17 protein-coding genes are annotated in these 19,410 nt (G+C 66.2%); 2 read left to right on the forward strand and 15 right to left on the reverse strand.

What is annotated here, in order from left to right; genetic code table 11:
* Positions 1-84: 84 nt before the first annotated feature.
* From AC3A6I_RS18615 to AC3A6I_RS18650, 8 genes are all read right to left on the reverse strand, one after another.
* On the reverse strand, positions 85-3,420 hold the full coding sequence (locus AC3A6I_RS18615; RefSeq protein WP_487545359.1) for an error-prone DNA polymerase: 3,336 nt from the start codon (positions 3,418-3,420) through the stop codon (positions 85-87).
* Positions 3,417-5,132, reverse strand: a complete 1,716-nt coding sequence (locus AC3A6I_RS18620; protein WP_487545360.1) for a Y-family DNA polymerase — start codon at positions 5,130-5,132, stop codon at positions 3,417-3,419. The genes AC3A6I_RS18615 and AC3A6I_RS18620 overlap by 4 nt, the downstream gene beginning before the upstream one ends.
* A complete protein-coding gene (locus tag AC3A6I_RS18625) occupies positions 5,023-5,874 on the reverse strand; it encodes an ImuA family protein (RefSeq protein ID WP_487545361.1) in 852 nt (283 codons plus the stop codon). The genes AC3A6I_RS18620 and AC3A6I_RS18625 overlap by 110 nt, the downstream gene beginning before the upstream one ends.
* A 123-nt stretch (positions 5,875-5,997) precedes the next feature.
* Positions 5,998-6,486 carry a chemotaxis protein CheW gene (locus AC3A6I_RS18630; protein WP_487545362.1) on the reverse strand — a complete coding sequence of 163 codons (489 nt, stop codon included), beginning with the start codon at positions 6,484-6,486 and terminating at the stop codon, positions 5,998-6,000.
* A gap of 42 nt (positions 6,487-6,528) precedes the next feature.
* Positions 6,529-8,826: a chemotaxis protein CheW gene (locus tag AC3A6I_RS18635; RefSeq protein WP_487545363.1), complete on the reverse strand. Its 2,298-nt coding sequence runs from the start codon at positions 8,824-8,826 to the stop codon at positions 6,529-6,531.
* A 51-nt stretch (positions 8,827-8,877) separates the two neighbouring features.
* Entirely contained in the window at positions 8,878-9,237 is a 360-nt protein-coding gene (locus tag AC3A6I_RS18640; protein ID WP_487545364.1) for a response regulator, read from the reverse strand.
* A 4-nt stretch (positions 9,238-9,241) separates the two neighbouring features.
* On the reverse strand, positions 9,242-9,532 hold the full coding sequence (locus AC3A6I_RS18645) for an STAS domain-containing protein (RefSeq protein ID WP_487545365.1): 291 nt from the start codon (positions 9,530-9,532) through the stop codon (positions 9,242-9,244).
* A gap of 67 nt (positions 9,533-9,599) precedes the next feature.
* Positions 9,600-10,640 (reverse strand): enoyl-CoA hydratase/isomerase family protein, encoded by a 1,041-nt coding sequence (locus tag AC3A6I_RS18650; RefSeq protein WP_487545366.1) that lies wholly within the window; start codon positions 10,638-10,640, stop codon positions 9,600-9,602.
* A gap of 44 nt (positions 10,641-10,684) precedes the next feature.
* On the opposite strand from AC3A6I_RS18650, the gene AC3A6I_RS18655 reads away from it, so the two are divergent.
* Positions 10,685-12,031 carry an NAD(P)H-dependent oxidoreductase gene (locus tag AC3A6I_RS18655; RefSeq protein ID WP_487545367.1) on the forward strand — a complete coding sequence of 449 codons (1,347 nt, stop codon included), beginning with the start codon at positions 10,685-10,687 and terminating at the stop codon, positions 12,029-12,031.
* On the opposite strand, the gene AC3A6I_RS18660 is transcribed toward AC3A6I_RS18655, so the two are convergent.
* The 5 genes from AC3A6I_RS18660 to AC3A6I_RS18680 all read right to left on the reverse strand — a co-directional run bounded on the left by AC3A6I_RS18660 (position 12,021) and on the right by AC3A6I_RS18680 (position 16,829).
* Complete coding sequence (locus AC3A6I_RS18660) at positions 12,021-12,995, reverse strand: zinc-binding dehydrogenase (RefSeq protein ID WP_487545368.1); 975 nt, start codon at positions 12,993-12,995, stop codon at positions 12,021-12,023. The genes AC3A6I_RS18655 and AC3A6I_RS18660 overlap by 11 nt on opposite strands.
* 140 nt (positions 12,996-13,135) lie before the next feature.
* Positions 13,136-14,260 (reverse strand): ABC transporter permease, encoded by a 1,125-nt coding sequence (locus AC3A6I_RS18665; protein ID WP_487545369.1) that lies wholly within the window; start codon positions 14,258-14,260, stop codon positions 13,136-13,138.
* 2 nt (positions 14,261-14,262) lie between these two features.
* A complete protein-coding gene (locus AC3A6I_RS18670; RefSeq protein WP_487545370.1) occupies positions 14,263-15,210 on the reverse strand; it encodes an ABC transporter ATP-binding protein in 948 nt (315 codons plus the stop codon).
* Positions 15,207-16,154, reverse strand: coding sequence for an HlyD family secretion protein (locus AC3A6I_RS18675; RefSeq protein WP_487545371.1), 948 nt, complete (start codon positions 16,152-16,154; stop codon positions 15,207-15,209). The genes AC3A6I_RS18670 and AC3A6I_RS18675 overlap by 4 nt, the downstream gene beginning before the upstream one ends.
* Positions 16,155-16,163: 9 nt before the next feature.
* Positions 16,164-16,829 (reverse strand): TetR/AcrR family transcriptional regulator, encoded by a 666-nt coding sequence (locus AC3A6I_RS18680; protein ID WP_487545372.1) that lies wholly within the window; start codon positions 16,827-16,829, stop codon positions 16,164-16,166.
* A 260-nt stretch (positions 16,830-17,089) separates the two neighbouring features.
* On the opposite strand from AC3A6I_RS18680, the gene AC3A6I_RS18685 reads away from it, so the two are divergent.
* Positions 17,090-17,998 carry a heme-dependent oxidative N-demethylase family protein gene (locus AC3A6I_RS18685; protein ID WP_487545373.1) on the forward strand — a complete coding sequence of 303 codons (909 nt, stop codon included), beginning with the start codon at positions 17,090-17,092 and terminating at the stop codon, positions 17,996-17,998.
* On the opposite strand, the gene AC3A6I_RS18690 is transcribed toward AC3A6I_RS18685, so the two are convergent.
* Both AC3A6I_RS18690 and AC3A6I_RS18695 read right to left on the reverse strand, forming a co-directional pair.
* Positions 17,963-18,712, reverse strand: coding sequence for a phosphotransferase family protein (locus tag AC3A6I_RS18690; RefSeq protein ID WP_487545374.1), 750 nt, complete (start codon positions 18,710-18,712; stop codon positions 17,963-17,965). The genes AC3A6I_RS18685 and AC3A6I_RS18690 overlap by 36 nt on opposite strands.
* Positions 18,709-19,362 (reverse strand): SDR family oxidoreductase, encoded by a 654-nt coding sequence (locus tag AC3A6I_RS18695; protein WP_487545375.1) that lies wholly within the window; start codon positions 19,360-19,362, stop codon positions 18,709-18,711. The genes AC3A6I_RS18690 and AC3A6I_RS18695 overlap by 4 nt, the downstream gene beginning before the upstream one ends.
* Positions 19,363-19,410: the final 48 nt, after the last annotated feature.

A 19,410-nucleotide genomic window follows, 5' to 3' on the forward strand; every position in this document is an offset into this window, starting at 1 on the left:
AAAACATAGGGGCTCGGGCAGCGCCGCAAAAGTGGCGGAACCCTCACGTCCCGGTCAAGCCGCGGAGAGGAGATTCTTCGACGGCTAATGGAAGTTGCGGCCCGACGGCAACGCCGCGCGGGCCTGGCGTTCGAGCATTTCGGTGCGGCGGCGTTCGCCCTCGTCGCGGCCGGGGAGGGGGCCGGTGCGGCCTTCGTCGCTGCGCAGCAGGGTCGAGTCGCCAAGGTCGTGGCCCTGGGCCAGTTCGATCAGGCGCGGGGTGAAATCGGTGAAATCGCGGGAGACGATGTGGGTGACGAGACCTTCGCGCTGCAATTGCCCGCGCACGGCAAGCAGGCGCGAGCCGAGCACGACCTGTCGGTGTTTCGCGAAGGTCTTGTTCCACACGATGATGTTGGCGATGCCGGTCTCGTCCTCGAGCGTCATGAAGATCACGCCGCTGGCCGTGCCCGGTTGCTGGCGCACCAGCACCAGCCCGGCGGCTTCGACGATGCGGCCATTGGGCAGGTCGACGAGGTCGGCGCATCGGGTCGTGCCGCGCCGCTCGAGTTCGGGGCGGAGGAAGCCGACCGGGTGACCCTTCAGCGACAGCGACAGCGTCCGATAGTCGTGCACCACCGACTCGCCGCCGGGCATGATCGGCAGGTCCGCGGCCTTGTCGTCGGGCTTGGAGATGCGCTTGGCCTCGGCAAACAGCGGCAGCTGCTCGGCGCCGGCGACGCCGTTGAGGCCGCGCACGATCCACAGCGCCTCGCGGCGGCTCAGGCCCATCGAGCCGAATGCATCAGCCTCGGCCAGCTTTTCGAGCGTTGCCACCGGCACGCCGGTGCGCACCCAGAGGTCGCGGATCGAAGCGTAGCCGTCGCTACGCCGGGCAACGATCAGGTTGGCATGATCCTCCTTGAGACCGAGCACCTGCTTGAGGCCCAGCCGGATGGCCTTGGTCGACCAGATATCGTCATGCATCTCCTTGTGCTGCTTGGCGATGCGCTCACGCGCCGGAAAACCCGACTCCAGCACATGGACGAGATCGGAGAGGTTCACGTCGGCCGAGCGGACTTCGACGCCGTGCTCGATGGCGTCGCGCACGATCTGGGCCGGCGAGTAAAAGCCCATTGGCTGGCTGTTGAGCAGCGCGCAGGCGAATACATCGGGGTAATGGCACTTCATCCAGCACGACGCATAGACGAGCAGCGCGAACGAGGCGGCGTGGCTTTCGGGAAAGCCGTAGTCGCCAAAACCCTCGATCTGGGCAAAGCAGCGTTCAGCGAACTCCTGTTTGTAGTCGTTTTCAATCATGCCCGAGATGAAACGTTTCCTAAGCGTATGGATGGTGCCGTTGCGCCGGAAGGTGGCCATAGCGCGCCGGAGCTTATCGGCCTCACCGGGGGTAAAACCGGCGGCAACGATGGCGATCTGCATCGCCTGTTCCTGAAACAGCGGGATGCCGAAAGTACGTTTCATCACCTGATAGAGCTCGTCCGGCATGTCCTCGACCTTCTCGGTCCCGAGACGCCGCTTCAGATACGGATGCACCATGCCACCCTGGATCGGACCGGGGCGGACGATCGCCACCTCGATGACGAGGTCGTAGAACTCAACCGGCTTCAATCGCGGCAGCATCGACATCTGCGCCCGGCTCTCGATCTGGAACACGCCGATCGTGTCGGCCCGATGCGTCATCCGGTAGACCGGCGCCCTGACCTCGGGCTCGCCCTCCTCGGCCATCAAATCCTCGAGCTTCACGTCGCGCCCGTAATGCTGGTGCAGCAGCTCGAATGAGCGCCTGAGACAGGTCAGCATGCCGAGCGCCAGGATATCGACCTTCAGAATGCCGAGGGCGTCGATGTCGTCTTTGTCCCACTCGACGATGGTGCGGCTCTCCATTGCCGTCTTGGAGATCGGCACGAGACTTTCGAGGGAATCGCGAGTGATGACGAAACCGCCGACATGCTGGCTCAGATGTCGGGGGAAAGTCTTGAGAACCGCAACCACGTTGAACATCTGCGTCAATGTCGGATCGTCCGGGTCGAGGCCGATCATCTTGGTGCCCTCAGCCCCCGCCGCATTGCCCCAGCCCCAGTGCAGTTGGTTGAGTGCAGCGATGGTGTCGTCCGAGATGCCGAAAACTTTCGCCGTCTCGCGAATGGCACTCTTGGAGCGGTAGCAGATGACCGTCGCGGTCAGCCCGGTGCGCTTGCCGCCATACTTCTTGTAGACATATTGCATTACCTCCTCGCGCCGCTCGTGTTCGAAATCGACGTCGATGTCGGGAGGTTCGTCGCGCTCGGTGGAAAGAAACCGGCCGAAGACCAGCTTTACGACGGTCGGATCGACGGAGGTGACGCCCAGGCAATAGCAGACGGCGGAATTGGCTGCCGAACCGCGCCCCTGGCACAGGATGTTCAATTCGTGCCGCGCGTAGCGGACCACGTCCTCGACTGTGAGAAAATAGGACGCGTAGCCCTTGTACGCGATCAGGCAGAGTTCGCTCCAGACGGTACGCTTGATCTCGTCGGGGACGCCCTGGGGGTAGCGCTTTTCAGCGCCGATCCAGGTCAACCGCTCCAGCGTCTCCTGCGCCGTCTCACCATTGCCGATGGTCTCGGTGGGATAATTGTAGCGCAGCTGGTCGAGCGAGAAGTCGATCCGATCGAGCAGAAGCTGCGTCTCAGCCAGAGCCCCGGCATGGTCGGCGAACAGCCGAGCCATCTCCGATCCAGGTTTCAGGTGACGCTCGGAATTCTGCTCGAGCCGTCGTCCTGCCGTTTCGAGTGTCAGGTGTTCGCGGATGCAGGTGACCACGTCGTGCAGGATCTTGCGGTTGGGCTCGTGGTAGATCACGTCATTGGTGGCGAGCATCGGTACGCCGAGTCTGCGTGACATGTCGGCCAGTCGGTTGAGCCGGGCGCGATCGGTGCCCTTATAGGTGTGCGCGGCAGCGAGCCACACATTCCCGGGCGCGAGCGCTGCAAGCTGTCCAAGTACATTCTCCGTGGCCACCCAATCGGTCTCGTCAGGACTGAGAATCAGCAACTGACCCTCGGCAAAATCTGCGAGGTCGGCGAAGTGGAGCAGGCAGTTGCCCTTTTCATTGCCGTCGCGAAGGTTGCCTCGGCTCAACAATCGACAGAGCCGGCCATAGGCTTCGCGATCGGATGGATAGGCGATGATCTGCGGCGTGATGTCGTCGAAGATCAGACGGACACCGACCACATAGCGGAAGTCAGGAGCGCTCTCCCTGAGGTCGCGCCAGGCGATATAGCCCCGCACCACTCCGGCAAAACTATTCCGATCGGCAATGCCAACGCCGCTCATGCCCATGGCGATGGCGGCTGAGACCATCTCTTCGGGATGCGAGCCTGAACGCAGGAACGAGAAATTGCTGGTCACCACCAGCTCGGCATAGGCGGCGCTCATGCGAAGAACCCGTGCATGAACCAGCGCGGCATCTCGCCGGTGCCATAAAGACCGAGGCGGAACACCCAGAACCGTCGTCCGCCATCGTCCTCGATGACGTAGTAATTGCGGGTGACCCTGGCAGGATTGAACTGCTTGAGCCTGGTCACATGCTCGGGCTTTGCCGGCAGTTGTCTCGCCTTCTTTTCGGCCTTCTGGTCGTCCCGCGGGTCGCCGCGTCTCTCCCGCTTCTGTGCAGGCAAGGCCTGTTCGAGCGCTTCGCCCGAATGCCACCAGATGGCATCGATGGGTTCCGGCAACGAAGTCTTGGTGACGCGGTAGGATATGCGTCGCCACACCATGCGCATGGGCGGGCCATGGGGAACCTCGGCAATCACCTCGATCGGCTCGGGCAGAGGCAGCAGCCGCAGTGGGCGCACCATGTCCTTGGCAGGTACAGCCTCTGGATCATCGGGGGTACGCGCCACCACCGGCTCGAGCTTGACCGACCGCTCGGGGATGTGGGTGTTGACGAACTTGCTGCGCACCAGCGCCGCCGGCCCCAGCCGGTTGCTCATCCGGTCATAGAGCCGGTCGAGGTCGCGCGCGCCGTCATCGGTCTCGAAGGCGCCGATCTGCGTGCTTGCCATCGGCGACAGCGAGCTCGCCGCCAGCCGGATCATGTCGATGCCGAAGCCGGCATCGTACTCGCCCACCAGCCGCTCCGAGCGGTGCACGAAAAGCTGGGCGATATGGTTGGCGTCGCGCGTCGCCCGCGCCGCATTGATCGACAGCGTGATGACCTTGTGGTCGACGCGGTAGAGGAACAGGTGAAAGCTCTGCGCCCCCATCTGCTCGGCCTCGAGCCGGATGGCGAGCCGCACCGCGAGGTCGCGCGCCATCATCAGCACGTCGTCGAGATAGCCGATCGGTTCGGCAAAGCGCTGCTCGGCAAAATGCTCGGCGAGCGGAATGCGCGGGGTGATCTTCTCCTCGATCTCGCCCAGGGCCTGGTCGAGCCGGAGCAGCAGCGACAGCCCGAACCGCGCCTGCAGCGCCTTGCGCGACCGGCCATAAAGCTGGCCGATGGTCTTCAATCCCATCTGGTTGAGCCCGGCCACCTGCGCCTCGCTCAACCGCAGCGCCACTACCGGCAGGTCGGCAAGTGCCTCGCGCTGTCCCACCGGCGCGATGATTCCCGGCCGGAAATGGCTCAGCGCCCAGGCTGCCCCGACCGTATCGGCAATGGCTCCGGACACCGTGAAGCCGAGCCCACGCAGCCGCCCGACCAGTTGGGCGAGCATCTTCTCCTCGCCGCCGAACAGGTGCGCCACCCCGGTGATGTCGAGCACCAGGTCGCCATAGGCGGCGACATCGCCGAGCACCGCAACGATGGGGCTCGCATTGGAATGCCAGTCGGCGAAATCGGCGAAGATATGCTCGAGCGCGTTGCGATCGGCCTCGCGGACTTCGAGATCGGGCACGAGGGCGCGCGCATCGGAGAGGTTCTGGCCCGGCGCCAGCCCTTTTCCTGCGGCGGTAGCGTCCACGGCCATGAGCTTCATCGCGCCCTTCTGCTTCTCCCACAGCGCCAGCGGGCGCCCGGAGGCCGCAAGGGCGGGATCAGCCCGCCTGAGAGTATCGGTCGCCCAGCGCGGCAGCGACAAAGCGAGGTGACGGCGCGGCAGAGCTTTGGCCGGTCCGGCTTCCGTCTTCAGCAGAAACGAACCCATTTTCAGTCCAGTCCAGGGTTAGGCGCATGGTTTCGACCCGCGGGCTTTTCCCGGCGAGCCGCCGTTTTTCGATGTCGACGAGGTAGCGGGGCGGGCCCGGCGCCTGCGGATCGAAAGGCTGCCCGGCGCTCAGTCCGGGCTCCACCCGCCAGCGCAGTTTTGCTGCGCTCGCCTCTCGTTCCCGCCCATAGCGGATGAGGAAAACCGAGCTGCCGCCGGCCGAACTGCGCAGTGACAGTCGGCGCGACACGGTGAAATCGAGTGCCTTGGGACGCCCATGGATATCGGCGATCACCCCGGCCACGGCCCGGCAGGCAATCGCCTCCTCCATGGCCCAGAGCAGCTCGGTGAGCGAATTGGTGCGGGCGAGGATCAGCTGGTCGGGGTCGATGCCGAAGCGGTTGAGCCCCAGTGCATAGGGTACGCCCATTTCCTGGGCCTGCTCGACCAGCTGCAGATAGAGAATCGCCTGCCGACCGCCGCCGAGCAGCCCGCGCGCGAGCCCGAGCGCAAAGCCCAGTCCCGCCGTACCGTTGCGCTGTTCGTCGACGAACACCTCGTGCAACACGCCGGGCGGAATGGCGAGCAATTCCTCGATACGCGGACGCGTGTCATTAGCCGCCACCGGCCGGCCCGGCCGCGCCGCGGCAATAGCCACCCCGTCGGCCAGCACGGGCCGCTTTTCCAGCGCAGCAATCCTGCGCCGCAAGGCATCGAGATCAGCAATGGCGAGGCCCCGCATACCGAGCCTCCTATCTGCTCACGAGAGAACAAATAGGGAACACCAGAGTCCGGGGCAGAGTCAAGCCGACTCAAAAGCAAAGGCCGCCCGGAGGCGGCCTCGCACGCAAGCTTGGGCCTACGATCAGGCGTCGACGCGGGCGCCGGAGACGACGGCGTGGAGGTCGATGAGGCCGACCATGCGGCTATCGTGGGTGACGATGCCGTTGAGCAGCTCGGTGTCGATCGAGTTGCCCTCGGGGACGTTGTGGATGTCTTCCTTGGACACCGTCAGGATGTCGGACACGGCATCGACGAGGATGCCGACCCATTTGTCGCCCACCGACATCACCACCACGACGTGGTTCTTGGTCGGGGAGGTCTGGCCTTCGCCGAAGCGGGCGCGCAGGTCGAAGATCGGAACGATCGTGCCGCGCAGGTTGATCACGCCGCGCACGAAATCGCGCGTGTTGGGCAGCGGGGTCGCGCCATTCCAGGCGCGGATCTCGCGCACCGTGGTGATCTCGACGCCGTAGGTCTGCTCGCCGATCGAGAAGGCGATCAGCTGCAGGCTGTTGGCGGCCTGGGTGCCGGAGCCGTTGGTGTAGTCATCCTTGAATGCGAGGGCTTCCATGTTCTGGCCTTTCCGAACCGGCTCCTGCCGGCATCATGCCGCTCACGCGGCGCTCTTGTGGGGGGAGGAGTGGGACTTGAGGCCCTGCACGTCCACGATCAGGGCGACATTGCCGTCACCAAGGATGGTGCCGCCGGCAATGCCTTCGATGGACTGGAAGTTCTCTTCCAGCGATTTGATGACGACCTGCTGCTGGCCGATGATGTCGTCAACAATGAGCGCGACCTTCACGCCGCCCTCGGCCTCGCACAGCACTACGAAGCGGTTGTCACGCGCCACTTCGGTGGTCATCTCGAAGCGGGTGGCGAGGTCGACCACCTGTACGTACTCGCCGCGCACCTGCAGCACCTGGCCGCCAGTCGGCATGCGCGAGAAATTGGCGCGGGCGCACTGGATCGTCTCGACGATCGAGGAGAGCGGGATGACGTAGGGGCAGTGGGCGACCTTGACCAGCATGACGTCGAGCACCGCGAGCGTCAGCGGCAGCTTCAGCGTCATGCGCGTGCCGCGGCCGGCCCAGCTCTTCACATGCACCGAGCCGCCGATCTTCTTGATATTGGAGAGAACGACATCCATGCCGACGCCGCGGCCGGAAATGTCGCTCACTTCTGAGGCGGTAGAGAAGCCGGGCGCAAAGATCAGCTGGTCGATCTGCTCGTCGGAAAGCTGCTGGTCGGGGCCGACGACGCCGCGCTCGCGCGCCACCTGCAACACGCGCTCGCGGTTGATGCCGCCGCCATCGTCCTCGACGGCAATCAGGATCGAGCCGCCGGCCTGCTCGGCCGAGAGCCGCACCGTGCCCGATTCGGGCTTGCCGGCGGCGAGCCGCTTTTCCGGGCTCTCGATGCCGTGGTCGGCCGAGTTGCGGATCATGTGGGTGAGCGGATCGGAAAGCTGTTCGATGATCGTCTTGTCGATCTCGGTGTTCTCGCCGATGGTTTCGAGCCGGATCTTCTTGCCGGTCTTGCTGGCGAGCTCGCGGACGAGGCGCGGCATCCGGCTGAACACGGTCTTCACCGGTTGGGCGCGGATCGACATCACTGAATCCTGCAGGCCACGGGTGGTCTGGGCCAGGACTTCGAGGCCGCGCACCAGTTCCTGGTAGCGGGCGCGCAGGGTTTCATCCATCTGCTGGGTGAGCATGGACTGGGTGATGACCAGTTCGCCCACCATGTTGACGACGCGGTCGATCTTGTCGAGGTCGACGCGGATGGACTGCACGCCGTTGCGGCGATCTTCCTGCCCGCTCCGACGATCGTTCTCGCCCTCGAACTCGTCGGCTACGGGAGCAGCTGATTTTAACGGCGGCGGCATCACCGGCGGGGCGGCCTTGAGCGCCGGCTTCAGCGTTTCGGCCAGCTCGGCAAAGCTCAGCGGGTTCGCGCCGGCATCGGCCTCGACTTCGAGATCGGCCTCGGTATCGGCGGTCAGCGCCAGCTCGTCGTCGTCGATCGGGCCGAGCAGGTCCTCGAACGAGGGCATCGCCGCGGCTTCGAGCAGCGGCACGCGGGCGCCGAAATCAACGATACTGCCGCGGGTGATCTCGAGATCGCAATTGCCCTCGACGAACTCGAAGGCCTCGCCGATGGCGCTTTCCGAGGCGGTGGATGAGCGCAGCGCGATTTCCCAGCTGCAATAGACGCCGAAGGGCTCGAAATCGGCGAGCGCCGGGATCTCGTCGACCATGGCGCGAATGCGGATGTCGCCGAGCGTCGCCAGCTCGCGGAACAGCAGCAGCGGGTCGTTGGCGCGGGCGTAGAGTTCGGTATGCGGGGTGAAGCGGATGGTCCAGGTGCCGCTCTCGGGCGGCAGCGGCGGGGCCTCGAAGCTGTCGTCGACGACGGCGATATCGAGCGGGGTCGCCGCGAGGTCATCCTTGGCGCCGGGGATGGAGACCATCACCGGCACGAAATCGATGTCGAACTCCTCCATCGGCTCGCCCGCCAGATCGGGGTCGCCCGAGGTCAGGCCATCGAACTGCAGCTTCTCCTCGGCGCCGTAGCCGGGATCGAGCTCGATGCCGTCGCGGGCCGCCGCGACATAGTCGGCGACGATGTCGTTGGCGCGGATGCACAGGGTGGCGACGTGCTCGGTGAGCTCGATGCGGCCGTCGCGCACATGGTCGAGCAGGGTCTCATAGGCATGGGCGAAGCCGACGAGGCCGGTAAAGCCGAAGGCACCGGCGCCGCCCTTGATCGAGTGGATGGCGCGAAAGACCGCGTTCAGTCGGTCGTTCGAGCGGTCGCCTTCCTCGATGGTGGCGAACTGCTCCTCGAGCTCGAGCAGGAGCTCGGAACATTCATCGAAATACGTCGCCTTGAAGTCGTCGAGGTCGCTCAAAGTCGAGGAACCCTTCTGGGTTTTAGTTGGCCGTTCTGGCTCAGGAAGTCGTCAGTGCACGACGCGGTGGATGACCGAGATCAGCTTTTCGGGGTCGAATGGCTTCACGATCCAGCCGGTGCCGCCGGCGGCGCGGCCCTGATCGCGCTTGTCCTGGCTGGTCTCGGTGGTGAGGATCAGGATGGGGAGCGAGCTGTGCAGGCCCGTGGCACGCACATGCTTGATGAACTCGATGCCATCCATCACCGGCATGTTGATATCGGTGATGACGACGTCGACATTCTCGGTCTTCAGCACGTCGAGGCCCTGCTTGCCGTCCTCGGCCTGCAGCACCTCGAAACCGGCATTGGAGAGGGTGTGGTGGAGCATCGCCAGGATGGTCCGGGAATCGTCTACGGTCAGAACGCGCATCGCATCATCCCTCGAGAACAGGTGCAAACTGGTCGCCGAGCCCGAGACGCTCCACTGCGGAACGGAACGCCTCGCTGGCCTCGGCCACCTTGAATGGATTGTCGTTGCGCCGCGCCGTCTCGGCGGCGGCCAGCAGCATGAACAGGGCATTGGTGGCGACGCGCTCGACAGCGCCCACCTTCACGACGACGGGACCGGAGTCGATGGCATCCAGCAGCTCGTCGCGAATAGGGTCGAGCGCATCGAGATCAACAATCGCCGGCAAGGCGATGGATTTGCTGCGCGCTTCGGCCATGAAAATGGCAATGCCCCCAGTGGACTGGTCCCCGCGGGCAGCATCGGTCGGAACGGTTTAAGAAGTGCTAAGTTCGGCGACCCTCAGGCGCCGTAGCGCCGACAATTGCGGACCTGATGGCGGCCCGGTCGACGCCGGCCAGGGTGGCGGGATGCCATGCGGCATTCTGGTCCTTGTCGACCAGCACCGCGCGGACGCCTTCGGCGAAATCGGGATGCCGAGCCATGAGGCCGGCGAGGCGCAAATCGACGTCGAGCACGCCGGCGATATCGGGGATATGACGGGCGGCGAGCTGGCTGGCGTGGATGATGGCGAGGCTAGTAGGGGAGCGCCGACCGATCAGCGCCAGTTGCGGTTCGCGTTCCGCCAGGGCGAGGACGGTTTCGAGATCCTCCCAGTCGAGTCCGGCATGACGGTCGATGGCGAGGCAGAAGGCGGGCTCGCCAATCGGGGCCATCTCGGCCTGCATCACCAGGCCGAGCGCGGTTTCGACTGACGGCGCGGCCGCGGCCGCGGCAATGCCGGCGCGTACCGCCTCGATGCGGGCGGGATCGATGGGGCAGTCGGTAAGCCCCAGCGCCAGGGCGTCGGCGACGCCCACCGGCACGCCGCTCATGGCAAAGCCGAGCGCCCGCGGCAACGGAGCCTTGGCGAGGATGGCGTTGACGCCGACATCGCAGACAAAGCCGATGGCAGCCTCGGGCATGGCGAAGCGGGCGTCGGTCGTCGCAAAGCGGAAGGCGCAGTGGCCGGCAATCCCGATCCCGCCGCCCATCACTGCGCCGTACGCAATGACCGCGATGGGTTTCGAGTAGCCGGCGATCAGGCGGTTCATCGTGTACTCGGCTGAGAAATACGCGTCGGCAGCGGCCGGATCGCCATCGAGGACGAGCTTGCGCACATGCCGGACATCGCCACCGGCGCAGAAACCGCGCGGGCCGCGGCCCTCGAACAGGATCAGGCGGATGTCGTCATCGACGGCCCACTGCTCGAGCGTGCGGGTGATGCCGTCGATCATCTCGAGGCTCAGCGCGTTGATGGCTTCGGGGCGATTCAGCGCGATGATACCGAGGTGGCCTTCGCGAATAACCTCGAGCTGGCCCGTCATCTGTCAGGTTCCCATGTTGGTTGGCCGGTGGTAGAGCACCCCGCATGAAAGCCATCAATCCCCCCATTCCGCTCACCAATGTGCACCTCACGGGCATTGCGCGCGACCTGAAGGTGCGGGCCGATGCGGGGCGGCCGATCCGGGTGGGCGTGATCGGCTCGGGCGAGATGGGCACCGACCTCGTGACGCAGGGCGGACTGATGCGCGGCATCGAGATTTCCGCCATCGCGACGCGCCGGCCGCACACGGCGCGAGCCGCAATGGCCATCGCCTATGGCGACGATGCGCATGCGGTGGAAGCCGACACGCAGTCCAAGGTCACCGCGGCGATCGAGGCGGGCAAGATGGCCGTCACCTCGGCCGAGACGCTGGTGACCAACCCGCTCATCGACGTGGTGATCGACGCGACCGGCAAGCCCGGTGTCGCGGCGGACTACGACCTGATGGCGATGGAGCACGGCAAGCACCTCGTGATGATGAATGTCGAGGCCGACGTCACCATCGGGCCCTATCTGAAGCAACAGGCTGACCGGCTGGGCGTGATCTACTCGGTAGGCGCTGGTGACGAGCCGAGCTCGTGCATGGAGCTGATCGAGTTCGCCTCGGCGCTGGGCTATCGCATCGTTTCGGCCGGCAAGGGCAAGAACAATCCGCTGAACCACGACGCGGTTCCGGACGACTATCGCGAGGAAGCCGAGCGCCGCAACATGAACCCGCGCATGCTGGTCGAGTTCGTCGATGGCTCCAAGACCATGGTCGAGATGGCCTGCATCGCCAACGCCACGGGGCTGGTGCCGGACGTCCCTGGCATGCACGGGCCCAAGGCCGACCGCGACGAGATGGTGAAGGTGCTGATCCCCAAGGCCGATGGCGGCATCCTCGACAAGAAGGGCGTCGTCGATTTTACCATCGGCAAGGGCGTGGCGCCGGGCGTGTTCGTCATCGTCGAGGCCGAGCACCCACGCATCATCGAGCGCATGGACGACCTGCATGTGGGCAAGGGGCCGTATTACGCCTTCTTCCGCCCCTACCACCTGACCTCGCTGGAAGTGCCGCTTACGGCGGCGCGCATCATGCTCTACGGCAAGCCGGACATGGTGCCGATGCCCAACCCGGTGGCGGAAGTCTGCGCGGTGGCCAAGCGCGACCTCGCTATCGGCGAGACCTTCGATGCCATCGGCGAGACCTGCTATCGCAGCTTCATTCTCACCGTCGAGGATGCGCGCGCCAAGCACGCCGTGCCGGTCGGTCTGCTCGAAGGCGGCAAGGTGACGGCGCCGATCAAGAAGGGCGAACTGCTGACCCGCGCCAACGCGGCGCCTGACGCCACGACCCGCCTTTACGCGCTGCGGCAGCGGCAAGACCAGATGTTCGGGCTGGTCACGGCCTGAGGGCGATCTTGCCGGCTCGTCCCTTGGTGTTGCTCGCCTCGGCGGCTTCGGCGGCCTGAGACAGCGGGAACACCTCGGCGATAGGCAGCTTGAGCGAGCCGGCGGCGGCGCGGCGGACGAGGTCCAGGCGGGCGGCGCCGAGTTCGGCCGAGGTCATCTTCTTTTCCGGGCGTGCGCCCCAGAAGGCGCTGACGGTGGTGTTCTTGAACAGCAGGTTCTCGGCGCTGACCTGGACCGGCCGGCCGCTCAGTGCGCCGAAGGATACCAGGCGACCACCCTCGGCGACGAGGTCCATCAGGTCGTTGCTGGCGCGGCCGCCGATCGAGTCGACGGCGCGCAGGATCGGGGCACCGCCGGTAACGGCCGCGACGCGCTCCGGCCAGTTGTCATCCTCGGTGGAAACGGCGTTGCCGATGCCTTCGGCCAGCAGTTCGGCCACGGCCTCTTCGCGGCGGACGAGGTTGAGGACGTGGATGCCCTTCTCACCGGCCAGCATGGCCAGCATCTTGCCGACGGCGCCGTTGGCGGCGTTCTGGACGATCCAGTCGCCGCGCTGCACGTCGAGATCGACGAGCAGGCGCACGGCGCTCATCGGCATGGCGGTGAGCTGGCAGGCGGTGGCGTCGTCGATCTCGGGCGGCACGACCACGAGGCCGGCGGCATTGGCGAGGTAGAACTCGGCCCAGGCGCCGCTCGCGCCGCCGGTGACGCGGTCGCCGACGCCGAGATTGGTTACGCCGTCACCCAATTTGTCAACGATGCCAAGGGCTTCGGTGCCGGGATGGTGCGGCAGCGGTGGCTTCACGCCATAGTGGCCGGTGACGATCATCAGGTCGTGGTTGTGGATGGGCGAGAGCACCAGCCTTACGCGGACCTGGCCCGGACCAGGTTCGGGCAGCGGGGCCTCGATGGTGCGGAGCACCCTTGCCGGGCTGCCATAGGCCTCGAACACAACCGCCTTCATCGCCGTCTCCGCCTGTCATTGCGGTAGAGGCTTAGCGCAATCGCGGTGGCATCGCCACCTGCCGATAGGACAGTGGAGCTGCCATTAACCTCGCAGGCACGTGAACTGGTCATTAACGACAGATGAACGCCGAGCCGGCGTCAATCCAGCGTCTGCCGGTAGCGCAGCATGGCGATCGCCGAGATGGCGACGAGGATCGCGCCCAGTGCCCAGAGCTCGCCGGTGACATCGGGGAGCTCGCCGCCCTTCAGCATCACCTTGCGTACGACGCGCAGGAAGTGCGTCGCGGGCACGGCCTGGCCGATCCACTGGGCCCAGCCGGGCATGCCGGCAAAGGGGAACATGAAGCCGGAGAGCAGGATCGACGGCAGGATGGTGAAAAAGCTCAGCTGCATGGCCTGCATCTGGCTGCGCGCCGCGGTCGAGATCAGGAAGCCGAGGGCAAGGTTCACCAGAACGAAGAGGTTGAAGCCGAGGAAAAAGGCCCAGAAGCTGCCATCGAAGGGTACGCCGAACACCAGCCGGGCGGCGACGAGGAAGACCAGCGTCTGCACATAGCCGACGAAGACATAGGGCAGGATCTTGCCCAGCATCACCTCGAGCGGGCGGACCGGCGTGGCGATCAGCATCTCCATGGTGCCGCGCTCGGTCTCCTTCACGATGGCGATGGCGGTGATCATCACCATGGTCATCGACAGGATGATGGCGAGGAGGCCTGGCACGATATTGGTCGAGGTCCGGCCTTCCGGATTGAACTCGCGGTGGACGACGACGGAGAAGGGGGTCGGGCTCGCGGGTTGGGCGAGCGGGCCGGTCAGCGTCTCGGAGACCGCGACATTGACGATGCCGCTCAGCGCCGCGACCGCACCGCCGGTGGCGGACGGGTCGGAGGCGTCGGCGGCGACGAGGATTTCCGGGCTGTCGCCGCGAATCACGTCGCGCTCGAAATTCTGCGGGATGACGATGACGAAGTTGGCGTCGCCGCGGCGCAAAGCCTCCTCGCCTTCAGCGACGCTCCCCACCGGCCCACGAAAATCGAAATAGGTCGAGTTCTGCATGCCGGCAATGACGGCGCGGGTGATCGGACCGTTGTCGCCGAGTTCGACCAGGGTCGGCAGGTTGCGCGGGTCGGAGTTGATGGCGAAGCCGAACAGGAACAGCTGGATGATGGGCAGGCCGATCATCATGCCGAAGGTGATGCGGTCGCGCCGCATCTGGATGAATTCCTTGTAGAGCACGGCGCCGAAGCGGCTGGGCGAGAGCATGGTCAGGCCGCCTGCTTGCCGTCGCCGGCAAAGTTGTCGCGTGCGCCGGCCATCAGGTAGATGAAGGCCTCCTCTAGGCCCGCGACCTGCAGGCTCCAGCGATGCGTGCCCTCGGCCTTGTAGCGTTCAATGGTGGCTTCGAGCGCCGGCTTGTCGGTGCCCGAGACGTGCAGCACGGTGCCGAAGCGGGCGACCTGCACGATGCCGGCTTCCTTGAGCAGCCGGTCCTCGAGCGCGGCGAGGTCGGGGCCCTCGACCCGCCAGGTTTCGAGCCCGACCATTTCCGGGATCCTGGCCGACGGCCCGTCGATCAGCTTCCTGCCGTAGGCGATGTAAGTGATGAAATCGCACTGCACGGCCTCGTCCATGTAGTGGGTCGAGACCAGCACAGTGACGCCGGCGGCCGAGAGCCGGCGGATCTCGTCCCAGAAATCGCGCCGCGCCTTGGGATCGACACCGGCCGTGGGCTCGTCGAGCAGCAGCAGCTTGGGTTCATGCAGCAGGCAGGCGGCGAGCGCCAGGCGCTGCTTCCAGCCGCCTGAGAGCGAGCCGGCGAGCTGCCTGGCGCGGTCGGCGAGACCGAGATCGGCCAGCGCATGGTCGACGCGGGCCTTGCGGTTGTCGAGCCGATACATGCGGGCGACGAAATCGAGATTCTCGCGGATCGACAGGTCCTCGTAGTACGAGAACTTCTGCGTCATGTAGCCGACTTGCTCCTTGATCCGGTCGGCCTCCTTGCGGACGTCGAAGCCCAGGCAGGTACCCTCGCCCTCGTCGGCGGTGAGCAGGCCGCAGAGCATGCGGATGGTCGTGGTTTTGCCCGAGCCGTTGGGGCCGAGAAAGCCATAGATCGCGCCCTTGGGGACCTGGATGTCGAAGTGATCGACCACCCGCTTGGGCCCGAAATTCTTGGTCAGTCCCTTCACATCGATGACGAGCTCGCCACTCATTGGAGCCGCTCCACCGTGACCGGCTGGCCGGGGGGCAGGTCGACGCCGTCGAGCGTTGCTTCGGCAAGGAAGGTCAGCCGGTTGCGTTCATCGCGCGAGTAGATCACGGGCGAGGTGAACTGCGGCTGCGAAGCGAAGTGGGTGAGCGTCGCCGTGAGGTTGGCCGGACAACTGTCACAGGTGATGGCGACCTGCTGGCCAAGCGAAAACTCGGCGCGCACCGTCTCGGGCAGGTAGAATTTCACCTTCAGTGCGCCCTCGGGGCGGATCGAGACGACCGGCGTCCCCGCCGCGACCATCTCGCCCGGATCATAGAAAATGCGCTCGATGCGGCCGGCGGCGGGTGAGGTGACGTTGCGGTCGGCGAGGTCGTAGCTCGCCCTCTCGGCTTCCGCCTCAGCGGCAGCAAGATTGGCCTCCGCCTCGACGCGCTGGGCGTCGCGGGCGGGCAGCTCGGCAACGCGCAACTGGGCGGTGAGCTGGCGCACCAGCGCTTCGGCGCTGGCGAGCGCGTTGCGGTCCTGGTCGTAGCGGGCCTGGGTGATCAGGCCTTCGGCGAACAGCTTGCCGCTGCGCGCCGAGGTGTCGCGGGCGAGGCTCAGGTCGGCCTGGGCCTTGGCAAGGCTGGCGCGGGCAACATCGACCTCGTCCTCGCGGCCGCCGGTGGAAAGGTTGTCGAGATTGGCGCGGGCGGCCTCGACCCGGGCATTGGCGCCGGCGAGAACCGAAAGCTGCTGGTCCTGCCTGAGGCGGAACAACAGGTCGCCAGCAAGCACCATGTCACCCTCCTTGACCGTGATGGTCTCGATCGGGCCGGCCGAGGCGGGGGCGGCATAGACGTAGCGGGCTTCGACATAGCCGGAAAAACCCGGCGTCGCGTCGACGCCGAAGCCCGGAATGACGATGGCGATGAGGCCAGTAAGCCAGGCGAGGAATGCGTCCACTTCGTCCTCCTAGCTTGCCGCTGGGGTTTTTGGGCTCGGCGGGATACTCAGTCCGTCGAACAGGATGGACAGGTGATTATCGACGAGCTTGTCCATGTGCAGCCCGCCCTCGGGCGTGAGCCCGAAAATCTCGGCCATGGCGATGTGCAGCATCAGCGGGCCGATGATAGAGCGAACAGTGAGGTCGGGGTCGACCTGGCGCAGATAGCCCTGCTCGACGCCGCGGCGAATGAGACCGGTGACGACGGGCAGCACGCGGTCGAGCACTTCGGCGCGATACATGCGCGCCAGATCGGGGAAGCTCGCAATCTCGCGGAAGATCAGCTTGGGCATGGCGAGGATTTTCGGGTCGCGGAGCCGGTGCGCGATCATCTTCAGCACGGCGGTGATGACGATGCGCGGGTCGCCTTCGTAGTCGACCAGTGCGGCGAGCGCCGTGTCGGCGATGGGCACGACGGCGCGGCGGATCAGGCCTTCGACCAGCGCCTCCTTCGAGGGGAAGTAGAGATAGACGGCGCCCTTGCTGAGCCCGGCGCGCCTGGCGACGTCCTCGACGCGGGTGCCGGCAAAGCCCTTCTCGATGAACAGCGCCAGGGCAGCATCGAGCACTTCGTCGGGGCGGGCTTCGGCGCGGCGGCGGAATTTCGGGCCACGGGGTTCGGCTTGGTCGTCCATAGCGTCCACTACTAACTGACTGGTCAGTCAGTTAATAACTGACCGGCCGGTCATTTGCAAGGGGATGCTTCTTCGGGCACTGCAAGCGTTATTTCCGATCGGAAACAAGGGTCACGAGGACATCACGCGCGCCGAACGGGACGTCCGTTAGTGTCCTAACTGTCCGATGCGGCGGACCCCCGAAGCGCGACCGGTGACTGAGACCTCCCAGTCCCGGTCGCTGCTTTTTCACGGTGCCGCACTCGGCTAGGGTCGGCGCCATGACCCGCCAACTCCCCACGCCTTATGACGGCAGCTCGAAACTGTTCCAGATCGGGCTGAAGCCGCTCGATCCGGCCGAGTGGATCGATGTGGACGAGCGCCTTGAGACGCAGCTCGCCGCCAAGGACGCCATCCTCGCGAAAGAGCCCGATGCGGTGTTCAGGGCCGAGCCCGGCACCGAATCGGCGCAGGCCGAGGTGCTGGAGCTGCTGCTGGCGCATCTGCCAGTGCGGTTTCCCGAGGTCTATCGGCATACCGACAGTCACATGCGAATCGGTGCGGACCGCATGGTGGCGCTCGATGCGGGAGAACCGCCGCTGCTGACGGCCGGCCGGCTGGTGCAGGAAGACCTGATCCTGTTGCGGTGCAGGGGGGAGGGATGGGGGGTCACGGCTGGGTTTCTCGCCTTTCCATCCTCATGGTCGCTGGCCGACAAGATCGGCCGGCCGATGCATGAGGTGCATGGGCCGGTGCCGGGGTTCGGCGCAGGGTCGCGGCCGAACGAGCTGATCGGGCGGATGTTCGACAATCTCAGGCCCGAGCAGCCGTTGATTCGCTGGAACTGGTCGCTCTATGGCGACGACGAGCTGCGGCACGCGGGCGGGGCCGACTCCGCGGTGCCGCGCTTCGGGTCGGGCGAGCGGGCCGATCCGGTGTTTTTGCGCGTCGAACGTCAGACATTGCGGCGGCTGCCGGTGAGCGGGGATATCGTGTTCACGGTGCGCATCCATGTCGATCCGCTCGAGGCGCTGGAGCGGCACGCCGATGGGGGGCGGATCGCGGCGGCGGTGGCCGAGCAGATCGCGGCGCTGACACCGGAGCAGGCGGCGTACAAAGGGCTGACGCGGGAACGCGAGCGGGTGGTCCGGCGCCTACGCGAACTCGCCGGCCGCGAGGCGGCGGAGTAGCGGTTCCTCGTTGGGCACGCTTTCGCTGATGCGTGCGGCGGCGAGGACCGGAAGCCAGGCCAGGATCGCGGTCGCGGCGATGCCCGAAGCCTGGGCGTAGGCGGCCAGATAGCTGCGCGCCAGGTCGGGCAAATGCGGCAGCAGCAGCAGATAGGTGCGGCAGGCATCGGCCGCCGGCGGGCCGGAGGTGGCATCGGGCCAATCGACAATGGTCAGAGCCCCGGGCGGGCCCATCAGGTTGAGCGGGTGGAAATCGCCGTGGCACAGGCGATTGCCGTCGGGCAGGGCGGCAAGCATGGCGAGCAGCTTGTCGCGGTGCCCCTCGATGCCGGAGACGCGGGCGATGCGGGCGGCAAGACGCGGCTTCAGCGCCGCGAGGTCCGACTCGATGCAGGCATGCACCGCGACGTGCAGCCGAACCATGGCGTCGAGGGCGGCCGGGATGAGGGCGCGATCGGCAGCGGCGAGATGGCCGAGCGGCTCGCCGGCGGCGCGGGCCATGACCAGCCCCCAGCGGCCATCATACTGGCCGGCCTCGAACACGGCCGGCGAAGGCAGCCCGTGCCGTGCCACGATGGCGAGGATCGCCGCTTCGCCGAAGGCCACCGAGCGCTGCTCGGGGCGCCGGTAGAGCTTCAGCACATGCTCGCCGTAGGCATAGGTCTCGGCTTCCTTGCCGGCGCCGAGCAGGGGGCCAATGGCGGGATCGGTCATTGCGCCAGCGCGGATTTCAGCGCGGCGGCGATGGTGTGCTTGCCGCGGGTGAGCTGGAACACCTTGCGGGCGGTCTTCGGTTCCTCGAGCAGGGCGACGGTGACCGCCGCGACGTCCTCGCGCGGCACGGATTCCTCGTCGATCGCCTGCTGGCTCAACACCACCTTGCCGGTGCCGCCGCCATCGGTCAGCTCGCCGGGCTCGAGGATGGTCCAGTTGAGCGTCGAGCCGGTGATGTGCTTCGCCGCTGCCCGCTTCTGCTTGTAGTAGTCCTTCATCTCGTCGTTCATCGAACGGGTCGAAAGCCCGGTACTGGCGCCGATCGAGGAGATGGAGAGGTAGCGCTTCACCCCGGCCTTTTCGGCGGCGCGCACGGTGCGCAGCGTGCCCTTGCGGTCGAGCTCGCTCGATTCGCCCGCCGCCGAACCGGCCGCGAAAACCACGGCGTCGACGCCCTGCATGGCGTTGACGATGACGTCGAACCCGGACTTGTCGAGATCGACCAGCTGCACCTCGGCGCCGAGCTTCACCAGTTCGGCCATGTGGCGCGGGTTGCGGATGGTGCCGACGGCGGTATGTCCGGCGGCGATCAGCTTTTCGATCACCAGCTTGCCGGTGCGGCCCGAGCCGCCGATGACGGTAACGCGCATGGGGTTCTCCTCGTCGGCGAAGCGTGCCTCAAGGGCGTGGCGCGGGCA

The sequence above is a fragment of the Devosia sp. Soil_C_22 genome (assembly GCF_057657195.1).

Excerpts from the sequence above, each read along its gene's own strand:
- AC3A6I_RS18620 (WP_487545360.1), bottom strand. The coding sequence starts at position 5,132 with ATGGGTTCGTTTCTGCTGAAGACGGAAGCCGGACCGGCCAAAGCTCTG.
- AC3A6I_RS18665 (WP_487545369.1), bottom strand. The coding sequence starts at position 14,260 with ATGCTCTCGCCCAGCCGCTTCGGCGCCGTGCTCTACAAGGAATTCATC.
- AC3A6I_RS18630 (WP_487545362.1), bottom strand. The coding sequence starts at position 6,486 with ATGGAAGCCCTCGCATTCAAGGATGACTACACCAACGGCTCCGGCACC.
- AC3A6I_RS18650 (WP_487545366.1), bottom strand. The coding sequence starts at position 10,640 with ATGACGGGCCAGCTCGAGGTTATTCGCGAAGGCCACCTCGGTATCATC.
- AC3A6I_RS18695 (WP_487545375.1), bottom strand. The coding sequence starts at position 19,362 with ATGCGCGTTACCGTCATCGGCGGCTCGGGCCGCACCGGCAAGCTGGTG.
- AC3A6I_RS18680 (WP_487545372.1), bottom strand. The coding sequence starts at position 16,829 with ATGGACGACCAAGCCGAACCCCGTGGCCCGAAATTCCGCCGCCGCGCC.
- AC3A6I_RS18615 (WP_487545359.1), bottom strand. The coding sequence starts at position 3,420 with ATGAGCGCCGCCTATGCCGAGCTGGTGGTGACCAGCAATTTCTCGTTC.
- AC3A6I_RS18670 (WP_487545370.1), bottom strand. The coding sequence starts at position 15,210 with ATGAGTGGCGAGCTCGTCATCGATGTGAAGGGACTGACCAAGAATTTC.
- AC3A6I_RS18690 (WP_487545374.1), bottom strand. The coding sequence starts at position 18,712 with ATGACCGATCCCGCCATTGGCCCCCTGCTCGGCGCCGGCAAGGAAGCC.
- AC3A6I_RS18645 (WP_487545365.1), bottom strand. The coding sequence starts at position 9,532 with ATGGCCGAAGCGCGCAGCAAATCCATCGCCTTGCCGGCGATTGTTGAT.
- AC3A6I_RS18685 (WP_487545373.1), top strand. The coding sequence starts at position 17,090 with ATGACCCGCCAACTCCCCACGCCTTATGACGGCAGCTCGAAACTGTTC.
- AC3A6I_RS18625 (WP_487545361.1), bottom strand. The coding sequence starts at position 5,874 with ATGCGGGGCCTCGCCATTGCTGATCTCGATGCCTTGCGGCGCAGGATT.
- AC3A6I_RS18640 (WP_487545364.1), bottom strand. The coding sequence starts at position 9,237 with ATGCGCGTTCTGACCGTAGACGATTCCCGGACCATCCTGGCGATGCTC.
- AC3A6I_RS18660 (WP_487545368.1), bottom strand. The coding sequence starts at position 12,995 with ATGAAGGCGGTTGTGTTCGAGGCCTATGGCAGCCCGGCAAGGGTGCTC.
- AC3A6I_RS18655 (WP_487545367.1), top strand. The coding sequence starts at position 10,685 with ATGAAAGCCATCAATCCCCCCATTCCGCTCACCAATGTGCACCTCACG.